The organism is Kitasatospora sp. NPDC023385, from assembly GCF_055664045.1.
Map to the genome: position 1 here is coordinate 248866 of NZ_JBVOOL010000011.1, position 10794 is coordinate 259659.

A 10794-nucleotide genomic window follows, 5' to 3' on the forward strand; every position below is an offset into this window, starting at 1 on the left:
ATTTGCCCGCAGACCCCTCCCGTTCGGAATTCGCAGGCATTTCCGAAGACGGTCGAGGAGGGGTCGAGACGTACTGGAATGAGCTTTCGGGCGGGGGTGGGGTGTGTTGTGGTGGATGGCGGGAGAGCCGTGGCCGCAGCTGGTCGACAGGCTGCCGGTGGACTGAACCGCTGGTGGGCGGTGTAGACGCTCGCGCATGGACGTGAGTGCGGTGGCTATGGCTCGCCCGGCCCGGGGGGATTTGAATGGTGCCACGACGACGAACCGATCGGTGCGACGGGCGCCTTCGGCAGGTCGGTCTCCTGTGATTCCTCCGTGTCTCTTCGAATGAGGGTGATCGTGATGGCTGGTGTAGTGGATCTTTCGGCGGATGCCGGTGTCGTGCTGGTGGTGGGCGGTACGGGCAAGACGGGTCGGCGGGTGGCGGACCGGTTGGTGGCGCGGGGTTTCGGGGTGCGGGTGGGGTCGCGGTCGGGTGCGGTGCCGTTCGACTGGGATGACCGGGGGACGTGGGAGGCGGCGTTGGAGGGCGTGAGCGCGGCGTATCTGACGTACTACCCGGATCTGGCGTTCCCGGGTGCGGTGGAGGCGGTGGGGGCGTTCTCGCGGTTGGCGGCGGCTCGTGGGGTGGGTCGGCTGGTGTTGCTGTCGGGCCGTGGTGAGGAGGCGGCGGAGGCGGGGGAGAAGGCGGTGATGGAGTCGGGGGCCGCGTGGACGGTGGTGCGGTGCGCGTGGTTCGACCAGAACTTCAGTGAGTCGTTCTTCCTGGAGCCGGTGCTGGCGGGGGTGTTGGCGTTGCCGGTGGGTGGTGCGGTGGAGCCGTTCGTGGATGCGGAGGACATTGCGGACGTGGCGGTGGCGGCGTTGACGGAGGCGGGGCATGCGGGGCAGGTGTACGAGGTGACGGGGCCGCGGTTGCTGTCGTTCGCGGATGTGGCGGTGGAGTTGTCGGGTGCGGTGGGTCGTGAGGTGCGGTTCGAGGCGGTGTCCGCGCAGGTGTACCGGGGGGTGTTGGAGGAGGCGGGGTTGCCGGGGGACTTCGCGGAGTTGTTCTCGGTGATCCTGGACGGTCGCAACGCGTCGTTGGGTGACGGGGTGCGGCGTGCGCTGGGTCGTGAGCCGCGGGACTTCGCGGACTACGCCCGGGAGGCCGCCGCCTCGGGCGTGTGGAACGCGTGAGCCGGCTCGTCCCCGGCGGCCCCGAGCGGCCGCCCCCGGACGGGCGTCGCAAGGGAATCTGAACGGACTCTGGAGGTCTGGTCATCATGTCGGACGGCACAACGGTCTGGTCGAGTGAGCACGGCATCGGCGCACTGCCCGGACACATCAAGGGCTTCGGCCTGATGCACGTGGCGATGCGCCGGGACGCGGCACGGCTCAGCGCCTTCGCCGCGCGCGGCCCGTCGGGCTTCACGGCGGCGCTTGCGGAGTGGTTCGGGCGGCTTCGCGAGGTGATCGACTGGCACCACCACAGCGAGGACGAGATCCTCTGGCCGTACCTGCGCGACCGGGTGGCCGCCTTCGACGGCAGCGGCGTCCTGGAGCAGGACCACGAGGCGCTGGACCGCGCGATGCGGCGGGTGGCGGGCGTGCTCGGCTCCGGCCTGCGTGCCGAAGTCCCGGAAGCGGCCGAGGGGTTCGAGACCCTGGTGCGCGAACACCTGGGGCACGAGGAGCCGGTGGTGTTCCCGGCGCTGGCCGGTCTGCCGGTGGACGAGTACCTGCAGGTCGAGCGCCGGATCATCAGGAGCGCGCCGACTCCGGTGATGACCTACCTGCAGCCCTGGATGTTCGACGGCGCGGACGCGGCCTCCGTCCGGGCGGTGTCGGCGACCATCCCGGCCCCGGTGCGGCTGATCGGTCGCACGGTGCTGGAGCGGCGGTACCGGCGCGGCCTGGCTCCAGTGCTCTGACGCGGTTGCCGGTTGCCGGTTGCCGGTCGCCGCCCGCTGGCAGTCGGCCCTTGGCCGGCCGCCGACCGGCAGTGCAAGACGAGGCAAGTCCCGTTTCGCAGGCCGGGGTTCCGGTTGTCGCGGTTCCGTTGCGCGGTTCACCGCACGGTGGGCGGTGTCGTGTGTACCAAGTCCGTCGGCACCGCAGCCCGCGGGGCCGGGAGAGTGAAGGGGTCCTGAGATGCGTTCGGATCAGACCGCGGTTCCGCTGTCGTACTCCACGCCGTCGGCCATCGGTGGTGTGGGGGCGGGCAGTTCGGTGCGTGCCGCCGGGCAGAGCAAGGCCGTCGGACCGTTGCTGGTGGGTGCCACCATCGCGATGGGGCTGATGGCGGGGCTGTTCTTCGCCTTCGACGTGTCGGTGATGCCGGGCCTGGCGGCCGCGGACGACCGTACCTACGTGACGGCGATGCAGCACATCAACAAGTCGATCGAGAACGGGATGTTCGGCCTGGTCTTCGTCGGGGCCTTCGTCGCGACGGGTCTGGCGGCGTGGCTGCAGCACAAGGCGGGCCGTCGGCAGGCGGCGCTGTGGGCGGCGGCCGCGACGGCGCTGTACGTGGTGGCGCTGGTGGTGACGATGGGCGTCAACATCCCGCTCAACAACCAGCTGGCGGCAGCCGGTGACCCGTCCCAGATCCACGACTTCGCCGCGGTGCGGGCGCAGTTCGCCGACAGCTGGGTACCGGCCAACATGCTTCGCACCGCGCTGTGCACGGGCGCCCTGCTCGCCCTGACCCGCTCCCTCGTGCTGCACGGCCGCGCCGGGCGCTGAACCCGGCCGCCCTGCCGCCCTGCCCCCCGTACCACCTCGGGTGCCCGTCCGCTGTCCGCGGACGGGCACCTGCGCGTTCTCCCGTTCCCTTGCCGCCGCCAATGCCGCTGCCGGCTGTCGGGGCGCGGGCCGGGTGCGCCGGAGCGTGCGCCAGTGCGCCGGGTCGGTGACTTCGCCCAATTCGCTTGGCGAGACCCGGAGTTGGCGCCGGGCGCCGATGTGGTGGAGCATGGGCGGGCCCGGTCCGTTGCGGCGCGGTTGCGCCGCGGCCGAGGCGCCGTACGCGTGCTGGGGAGGAGGCGGGTCCGGTGGGTCCGATGGAACGTCCGTTTCTGGTCCGGGGGAAGGCTGTCCCCCTGGCCAAGTACTTGGCCGAGGAGGACATCGAAGGCCTGGTGGCCTGCTCGTGCATCGGGAACGAGGTGAGCATCGACCTCCCGGACACCCGGATCCTGGTGAGCCTGGTCGACGTCGCCGACGTGGTGCGGCTCAACTTCCACATGGTCCAGGACGGCCCGGCCAAGCCCCGCTCGTGGTCGCGCCGGTTGCCCGCCGGAGCCGGCCCGCAGGAGATCGCGGCCCGGATCGCCCTGGACGTCCGCACCCTGGAGCGCGAGTTGGCGCCGCTGCGTCGCCGCCCGCCGACGGTGCCGGAGCAGCGCCGACCGGGGTGACGGCGGGACGCCGAAAGGGCCCGGGCCCGGCAGCGGGGCGCTGCCGGGACCTGGCCTCTCTTCCAGCTAACGCCCCTGCAGGGAACGGACGTTGTTGCCGAAGGTCCAGTTCTTGGAACCGTCCCAGTTGATGGACCAGGTCATCAGCCCCTTGAGGCTGCTGGACGCCCCGCTGCCGTAGGAGTTCCAGGCCTGGGCGACCTGCCCGGTGCTCAGGTAGCCGCCACCCGCGCCGGGTTGGGCGGGCAGGCCGGGGACCTGCTTGTCGTACGGGATGCGGATGGTGGTGCCCTGCACGGTCAGGCCGTTGTTCAGGCAGGTGGTCTGCGCGGTGAAGCCCTGGACGGTGCCGGCCGAGTAGGAGTCGCCCGAGCAGCCGTACATGCTGCCGTTGTAGTACTGCATGTTCAGCCACCACAGCCGGCCGTTGTCCAGGTACTTCTTGATGACCGGCAGGTAGGCGCCCCAGATCGAGCCGTAGACGATGCTCCCCCCGGTGACGTACGCCGTCTCGGGCGCCATGGTGAGGCCGAAGCCGGGCGGCATGGCGGCGAGGACGCCGTCGATGATGCGGATCAGGTTGGCCTGGGAGGGGGAGAGCGAGTTGATGCTGCCGCCGCCGACCAGGCCGGTCTCGATGTCGATGTCGATGCCGTCGAAGTGGTTGGCCCGCAGGATCGGCACGATGGTGGAGACGAAGCGGTCGGCGACGGAGCTGTTGGACAGGTCGATGCCGGCCGCCGCGCCGCCGATGGACATCAGGACGGTCAGTCCGCTCGCCTTGGCCTGGCAGACCTCGTCCGGGGTGGGCACCTTGACGCCGGTGTCCATGCCGTCCTGCCAGAGCGCGGTGCCGTCGGAGAGGATGACGGGGAAGGCCGTGGTGACCACGTTGTAGCCGTGGCCGGTGATGCGCTGGTCGGTCAGCGGGATCCAACCCAGGGGCGGGTGGACGCCGTTGGCCGCGCCGTCCCAGTTCTCCCAGTAGCCCTGCAGCACCTTGCCGGCCGGCCGCTGCTGCTGTCCGCAACCGGCGGCAGTGGCATCAGCGACCGGGGCGGTGGTGGTGGCGGCAGACGCCGTGGCGGTGGTGGGGGCGATCGCCACGACGGCGAGCGCCAGGGCGCCGAGCAGCCGTGGGGTACGGCTGCGGTGGCTGGTGGGGTGGCTGGTGGGGTGGCTTTTCCGGCGCAGGGCAGCGCGGATCGTTCGGTGGGCCATGACGGTCTAGCTCCCTTCCGGCCATGGCCGGGACGCCCCGTGGGGGCGGGGCGGCGTGGGGGTGGCCATGGCGGGGTGACGTGGGGGTGGTCGGTCGGCGGGAAGCCCGGCCGCGGTGCGTGCCGATGGCCCGGATGTCGCGGCCCTGACACGCACGTCGTCACCCGGCAGGGGGCGCGGTGCAGCCGCTGGGAATCGTAGGAGCGCACCGATGGACCGTCAAGAGGTCTGGACCACCAGGCTGTCCCGCCCGACAGGCCTAGCGCGTCACCTGCCAGGACAGGCTCGCGGTCAGCTTCTCGCGCAGCGCCGGGTCCGCCACGGCCGGGGTGGGGTCGGTGGCGATGGCGGTGAGCAGGTGCGGGCGCCAACGGGGCCCGGTGAGCTTGAGGTCGGCGAGGTCCAGCGCGGTGCGGCCGGCGATCCGGGGCAACTCGCGCCCGTCCAGGTACCAGTGCAGCCGGGTGCCGGGCACGGGCAGGTCGACGGTCAGGTGGTCGGCGGCGGTCAGCCGGCTGCCCGCGGCGGTGGGGCTGGTCAGCGGGGTGGCGTGGCGGTAGAAGCCGGCGATCATCGCCTCACGCCCGGGCAGGTTGAACTCCCGTCCGAGCGAGCGCATGATCGAGTTCTCGGTCGGCCGGTACAGCCCGGCCGGGTAGTAGCCGCCGCCCTCGTACGTGCCGACGGTGCCGCCGTCCGGGGAGGCCTGGCCGAGCCAGCGGGACCACTTGGTGCCCTGCCCGCGCATCCGGTCGGCGGTCAGCGTACTGATGTTGGCCTCGGCCGGCTCCGCGCCCTGGTACGTCCCCTGGCCGTCGTAGGCGTACTCGTCGGCGAGCTTGCCCAGCGAGTGCCCGGTCTCGTGCACCGCGATCTGTCCGGACTTGGCGTTGCCGCCCGCCACCGTGGCGATCCCCTCGTAGCCGAGCGGGGACTTGACGTCGTTGTAGCCGGCGCCGCCGTACTTGGTGCTGTTGGCCACCACGAGCACCAGGTCCGCCTGCGGGGCCTTCGCCGCGTACCGCTCGACCGCCTTCTCGTCCACGCAGAGCAGCCGCTCGACGCCGTCACACCAGAAGTACGAGCCCAGCGCGGTGTGCCGCACCGTCGCCTGGTCCGGATCCCCGGTCACCCCCGACTCCGGTGAAACGGCGGACACCGCCCAGACGTTGAACAGCCCGCGGTAGGTGGCGTACGGCTCGACGGCGGTCACCTCGCGCCACTTCTCGGCCGCGTCCGCACGGAACTTCTCCTGTTCCTGCGCGGAGTAGCCGTCGCCTATCACCACCACGTCCAGCTTGGTGGCCGGGTCGCCGCCGTGGACCAGCGGCGTCACGTCGCCGTCGCCCGGCACCGGCGCCACGCCCTGCTGCTGGGCGGCGACGAACGGGGAGACGGTCGGGGCCTGGGCGTGCGAGATGGCGCCGTCCTCGGCGAACGACTCCACCGGCCGCGTGGCCGGTGCACTTTCGCTTGGTGCACTTCCGCTCGGCGTACTTGCGGCCGGCGTACTTGCGGCCGCAGCGCTCCAGGCCGGCGCGGAGCCGAGGAGCGCTGCGGCGAGGGCGGCGGTGAGCAGGGCGGTGGTGGTTCTGACGGCGGTGCGGTGCACGAGCGTGGTCCTCCCCGGTAAGCGGTCTGTGGCCTCCCCCTTCCCATGTCGAGAACCTGACAATCACCTCCCGTCCGCCGAGCTGCGACGGCTCCGAAGCGCCATCGCGGCGAACGGCTGGTGGAGGCCGTGAAAGCCCCATGGCTTTCGCCCGGGCCCGGCGGGCGGGTCCAAGACCGGGTGGTGAACGTGTGCAGCTCGACGTGAGCGGCGTGGATCGCCCCGAGGGGGTGCTCATCCGCCTACACCTTGCCGCCGAAGAAGACCTGCACCTCCTGGATCAGGCCGTCCCGTACGGTGATTGCCTCGACGTTGCGGAACCGGCCGCCCGTGGCGAGCTCGTACTCGTAGTGGACGAAGACGAGTTCCCCGTCGTCGGCGGGTGTGACGTGCAGGAGCCGCTGCTCCCGGAAGCGGTCGGCGGTGGGGAAGCAGCGCCGGAAGAACGTGGCCTTGTCGATGTGGTCGTCCTGCGGGCTGGTGAAGGTGAAGTCGTCGGCGTACAGGGGCAGGGCCGCGTCCCGGTCCTGCGACCGGTAGCAGCGGAACGCCTCGTCGACGATGCTGGCGGGGCTGTCGTGCATGCGATCTCCGTGCTTCGGGTGATGGGGACGGGGCCTGCGAGGCGGTCTGACCTCCGCGCGGACAAGGGGTGCTTGCTCCTCCGCGTCAGGACGTCAGGAGGCGCCGACTGCGCGGTCGGACGCACTGCGCAGAACACAGAATTCGTTGCCTTCGGGGTCGGCGAGGACTGCCCACCCCGAACCGTCGGGGTTCCGGTGATCGCTGACGAACGTCGCGCCGAGGGCCAGCAGCCGGTCGACCTCCTGGTCGCGCGAGGTCTCGGGGCGCAGGCACAGGTGGATCCGGTTCTTGGTCGCCTTGGCCTCGGGCACCTGGTTGAAGTACAGCACCGGGCCCTCTGCCAGCTGCACCTGGGTCTCCCGCGCGCCCGGGCGGTCGTCGGGATCCAGCGGACGGCCGGTCACGCGGCTCCAGAACCGTGCCAGTTCGTAGGCATCCGCACAGTCGATCGCCACGTTCTGCAGTACTGAGACCATGCGCGCGAGTGTTCCCGATCTCCACGTCGAACGCCAGGATGCCCGTCCCCGTGCCTGCCCCGTGCCCGTCTCCGTGCCTGCCCCGTGCCTGTCTCCGGCAGGGCGTCACCGATGGAGGGCGGTCTGGCACCACTCCTCCGCGACGGGCCGGCAGATCGTGGACGGGGACAGGGCCCCGTACACCACCAGGTCGTCGTTGCCGCCGGAGGCGAAGGCGAGGGTCAGCGTCCCTCCCGGACTGACCGTGCCGGTCAGGGTCCAACGGCCTTCGCCGGCGTACCAGGACTCTGCCGGGTGCCTGCCGGCCTCCGCCGGAACGGTGGCGCGGAACCGGCCGTCGGCCTGCAGGGTGAGGGTCTCGCCGGCCGGGCCGCTCCAGGTGCCGATGACGGCCCGGCCGGCAGGATCGGTGGCCGTCCACGGCTGCTCGGCCTCGTAGCCGGTGGCGCCCCAAGCCGATCCTGCGGCGGCCAGGCAGACCCCCGCCAGGGCCGCGCTCCCGCGCAACCACCGGGCCCGGTGCCTGGCCCGTACGACACAGACGCCGGCGACGGCCAGCACCTGCAGCGGCCACAGGGGCGCCAGCAGCAGCCCCAGATCGCACCAGGCCAGCCAGGCCAGTGCCGATCCCCTGCCACCGGAACGCCGCACCTGCGCCCCGTACAGGCCGGCGAGCCCCATCCCGACCGCCCACAGGGCGGCGACCAGCAGGTAGCTCGCGAAGCCGACGGTGTCGGTCGGGTCAGGGCCGGTCCAGGACAGCAGCCTCCACAGTGCGATGCCCGCCGCGACCACGGTGATCCCCACACCGGCGAACGCCGTCAGCAGCAAGCGGAGCGCGCCCCGGCCCGCCGCCTTCAAGCCGGCTGCCGTACCCGTTCTCGGCGAGCCCCCGTCGTCCACACGTCTCACGTCCGTCCCGTCCCCCGCCGTCGTCGCGATGCCCGGCAGACGATAGCCACGCCCCCGCCCGCCGAGGAACGGACCGGTGGACTCCGGTACAGAACTGCGACACCCCGGCGGCCGCTCCGCCAGCGGCGCTCTCGGGGTGGCTTCGGGAGCTGGGGGCGGGTGCCCGTGCCGCGTGGCGCAGGCCCCCGGTGTGGCCCCGACCGTTGGTGCCACGAGGCACGCCGTCGACGGTGAGCGAACGGACGCCGTGCGCCCTCGGGTTCAGGCCGGGGTCGGGCCGGTCGAACCCCGGAGGGCGCGCCGTCCGTGCTACCGGTTGAGGCCGGTCGGTAGTCGGCACGAGGACGGATGCGGGAGGACAGCGATGGCCTGGTACCAGGGGCCGAGCCGGATCACGGTGACGGCGGTGGAGGGGCGGTTCCCGCAGCGGGTGGTGGTGACCGTCCGGGGTGCCGGGCCGGTGGTACTCCCCGGGGAGGTCGGCGCCGTCCACCTTGTCGACGCGGAGAGCTGGCAACTCGACCTGGAGCACCGGCATCAGGGCGACTGGTGCGCCAACGTCCGGGCGGTGCAGGGGCGTTGGCAGGAGATTCAGGGCAAGCTGACGCAGGTCGTACACAGCCGCAACCGGGACCAGGCGGGCGACCGCCAGGACCGCAACCTGGTCCTGCGGATCGAGCGGGTCACGCCGGGCGGTGACGGCGCTGACAGGCCCTCGGCCGTGACGGCCACCCCCGCCGCACGCCGGACCACCGCCGTGCCGCACGCCCCGGCGGGCGGCACCACGGCCCCGGGCGTGCGGACGACCGCCTCGGGAGTCGGGGCCGACAACCTGCGGCCTGCCGTCCCCGGTGGGCGAATCACCAGCGGGGGAGGCGCGACCCGGACGACGACCTCGTCGAGCTCGACCGGCTCGTCGAGTTCGACCACCTCGACGGCCTCGACCACGTCCTGGAGCGGCTGACCGGTCTGCGACGCGCATGTCCGCAGGGCGGCGACGGCGGAGTGCGCGCTCGGCGCGGGGTCGTCGGCGAAACGTTGGGAAACTTTCCTAACGAAAGCCATTGACCCCGCAGCCCGGTGCCCCGATTCTGTGAGACACCCGTCGGCGGGCACCCGTCGTCCGTCGCGGGTGGCCCCGCCTTCCCGGCCTGCCGTCACAGCCCCGGAACGACGAAAGTGAGTTGGCATGCGCACGACTATCGGAGTCCGCCTCACCGTCCCGCTGCTGGCCGCCGCCCTCGGCCCGGCCGCACTCCTGCTCGCCCCGGCGACCTTCGCCGTGGCGGCCCCCGCTGCGGCCGCCGTACCCGGGATGGTCGCCGCGCCGTACGAGTACCTCGGCTGGGGCAACCCGCAGAAGCCGACCGACGTCATGAAGGCGGCCGGGGTCAAGTGGTTCACCCTCGCGTTCGTCCTCTCCGACGGCGGATGCAACGCGAAGTGGGACGGCAGCCGACCGCTCACCGGGGGCTCCGACGAGGCCGCCATCAAGTCGATCCGGGCGGCCGGCGGTGACGTCGTGGTCTCCGTCGGGGGGTGGAGCGGGAACAAGCTCGGCGAGAAGTGCACCAGCGCGAGCACACTGGCCGGCGCCTACCAGAAGGTGATCGACGCCTACGGGCTGAAGGCCCTCGACATCGACATCGAGAACACCGAGTTCGGCAGCGCGACGGTCCGTCAGCGGGTGGTCGACGCACTGAAGATCGTCAAGACCAAGAACCCCGGCATCGTCACCTACGTCACCATGGGCACCACACCGAGTGGCCCGGACGCCAACGGCAAGGATCTCATCAAGCGCGGCGCGGCCGCCGGCCTGGCGAACGACGGCTGGGTGGTGATGCCCTTCGACTTCGGCGGCCACAGCGGCAGCATGGGGCAGGCCACGGTCGGCGCACTCGACGGGCTGAAGGCCGCAGTCGCGAGCGCGTACGGCTACGGCGACGACGCGGCGTACCGGCACATCGGCGTCTCCTCGATGAACGGGAAGACCGACGAGGCGGGGGAGACCGTCACCACCGGCGACTTCCGCACCATCCTCGGGTACGCGAAGCAGCACCACCTCGCCCGCTTCACCTACTGGGCCGTCAACCGCGACCGCGCCTGCGGGTCCGGCACGGACGCCGACGCTTGCAGCGGGGTCTCGCAGTCCCCGTACGAGTTCACCAAGATCGTCGTCCAGTACCAGGGCTGAGCCCCGGCGGCCTCGCGGACGAGGCATCCGCCCGCCCTGACCCTCGCCGCCCCCGCCACGCCGCCTCGCCCGGCCGTGGTGGGGGCGGCGACCACGTGGGCACCGTGAGGGGCACGTTCCGGCCGACCATGTGAGCGCTAACGCAATCCGTACACCTCGCTGAGCTCAGCCGAAACTGTCGTGCCGTGCCGTGACGTGACGTGCCGGTCCTGGTGCTGGTTGTGGCCCGGGGTTGCGGGGTGCGGGGGCCGGGTCGCGGGTTTGCCTGTGGTGGCCGGTAGTTGAGGGTGGTGTCGGTCCAGGCGGGTGCGTGCTGCGGTCGGTACCCGCTTCGCGGGTCGTCGCTTCCGTGTCGCTCGCGTGCCGGTGGTCCGCTGGTCGCTTCCGTGCTGT

11 protein-coding genes are annotated in these 10794 nt (G+C 72.1%); 6 read left to right on the top strand and 5 right to left on the bottom strand.

All coding sequences use genetic code 11. From position 1 onward, the window contains the following. Nucleotides 1–327: 327 nt before the first annotated feature. The 4 genes from AC0B61_RS19630 (at nt 328) to AC0B61_RS19645 (ending at nt 3401) form a co-directional block, all read left to right on the top strand. Nucleotides 328–1179: a Rossmann-fold NAD(P)-binding domain-containing protein gene (locus AC0B61_RS19630; protein WP_471741965.1), complete on the top strand. Its 852-nt coding sequence runs from the start codon at nt 328–330 to the stop codon at nt 1177–1179. An 86-nt stretch (nt 1180–1265) separates the two neighbouring features. Continuing rightward, on the top strand, nt 1266–1913 hold the full coding sequence (locus tag AC0B61_RS19635) for a hemerythrin domain-containing protein (RefSeq protein WP_471741966.1): 648 nt from the start codon (nt 1266–1268) through the stop codon (nt 1911–1913). A gap of 220 nt (nt 1914–2133) precedes the next feature. Then, nucleotides 2134–2727 carry an anthrone oxygenase family protein gene (locus AC0B61_RS19640; RefSeq protein WP_471741967.1) on the top strand — a complete coding sequence of 198 codons (594 nt, stop codon included), beginning with the start codon at nt 2134–2136 and terminating at the stop codon, nt 2725–2727. Nucleotides 2728–3044: 317 nt separating this feature from the next. Continuing rightward, the gene (locus tag AC0B61_RS19645) at nt 3045–3401 is read left to right on the top strand and encodes a hypothetical protein (RefSeq protein WP_471741968.1); all 357 of its coding nucleotides are present in this window, start codon (nt 3045–3047) and stop codon (nt 3399–3401) included. Nucleotides 3402–3467: 66 nt separating this feature from the next. Here AC0B61_RS19645 and AC0B61_RS19650 read toward each other — a convergent pair whose 3' ends face one another. From AC0B61_RS19650 to AC0B61_RS19670, 5 genes are all read right to left on the bottom strand, one after another. Next, nucleotides 3468–4622 carry a chitinase gene (locus AC0B61_RS19650; RefSeq protein ID WP_471741969.1) on the bottom strand — a complete coding sequence of 385 codons (1155 nt, stop codon included), beginning with the start codon at nt 4620–4622 and terminating at the stop codon, nt 3468–3470. 259 nt (nt 4623–4881) lie between these two features. Next, the gene (locus AC0B61_RS19655; RefSeq protein ID WP_471741970.1) at nt 4882–6234 is read right to left on the bottom strand and encodes a M64 family metallopeptidase; all 1353 of its coding nucleotides are present in this window, start codon (nt 6232–6234) and stop codon (nt 4882–4884) included. A gap of 242 nt (nt 6235–6476) precedes the next feature. Further along, nucleotides 6477–6818, bottom strand: coding sequence for a nuclear transport factor 2 family protein (locus tag AC0B61_RS19660; RefSeq protein ID WP_471741971.1), 342 nt, complete (start codon nt 6816–6818; stop codon nt 6477–6479). A 93-nt stretch (nt 6819–6911) separates the two neighbouring features. Beyond that, a complete protein-coding gene (locus AC0B61_RS19665; protein WP_471741972.1) occupies nt 6912–7295 on the bottom strand; it encodes a VOC family protein in 384 nt (127 codons plus the stop codon). A gap of 105 nt (nt 7296–7400) precedes the next feature. Continuing rightward, nucleotides 7401–8156 (bottom strand): hypothetical protein, encoded by a 756-nt coding sequence (locus tag AC0B61_RS19670; RefSeq protein ID WP_471741973.1) that lies wholly within the window; start codon nt 8154–8156, stop codon nt 7401–7403. A gap of 415 nt (nt 8157–8571) precedes the next feature. Between AC0B61_RS19670 and AC0B61_RS19675 the strand changes: the two genes are divergently transcribed. Next, nucleotides 8572–9171 carry a hypothetical protein gene (locus AC0B61_RS19675; protein ID WP_471741974.1) on the top strand — a complete coding sequence of 200 codons (600 nt, stop codon included), beginning with the start codon at nt 8572–8574 and terminating at the stop codon, nt 9169–9171. A gap of 225 nt (nt 9172–9396) precedes the next feature. Beyond that, nucleotides 9397–10401 carry a chitinase gene (locus tag AC0B61_RS19680; RefSeq protein ID WP_471741975.1) on the top strand — a complete coding sequence of 335 codons (1005 nt, stop codon included), beginning with the start codon at nt 9397–9399 and terminating at the stop codon, nt 10399–10401. Nucleotides 10402–10794 lie beyond the last annotated feature (393 nt).

Excerpts from the sequence above, each read along its gene's own strand:
- AC0B61_RS19630 (WP_471741965.1), top strand. The coding sequence starts at position 328 with ATGAGGGTGATCGTGATGGCTGGTGTAGTGGATCTTTCGGCGGATGCC.
- AC0B61_RS19635 (WP_471741966.1), top strand. The coding sequence starts at position 1,266 with ATGTCGGACGGCACAACGGTCTGGTCGAGTGAGCACGGCATCGGCGCA.
- AC0B61_RS19640 (WP_471741967.1), top strand. The coding sequence starts at position 2,134 with ATGCGTTCGGATCAGACCGCGGTTCCGCTGTCGTACTCCACGCCGTCG.
- AC0B61_RS19645 (WP_471741968.1), top strand. The coding sequence starts at position 3,045 with ATGGAACGTCCGTTTCTGGTCCGGGGGAAGGCTGTCCCCCTGGCCAAG.
- AC0B61_RS19650 (WP_471741969.1), bottom strand. The coding sequence starts at position 4,622 with ATGGCCCACCGAACGATCCGCGCTGCCCTGCGCCGGAAAAGCCACCCC.
- AC0B61_RS19660 (WP_471741971.1), bottom strand. The coding sequence starts at position 6,818 with ATGCACGACAGCCCCGCCAGCATCGTCGACGAGGCGTTCCGCTGCTAC.
- AC0B61_RS19665 (WP_471741972.1), bottom strand. The coding sequence starts at position 7,295 with ATGGTCTCAGTACTGCAGAACGTGGCGATCGACTGTGCGGATGCCTAC.
- AC0B61_RS19675 (WP_471741974.1), top strand. The coding sequence starts at position 8,572 with ATGGCCTGGTACCAGGGGCCGAGCCGGATCACGGTGACGGCGGTGGAG.
- AC0B61_RS19680 (WP_471741975.1), top strand. The coding sequence starts at position 9,397 with ATGCGCACGACTATCGGAGTCCGCCTCACCGTCCCGCTGCTGGCCGCC.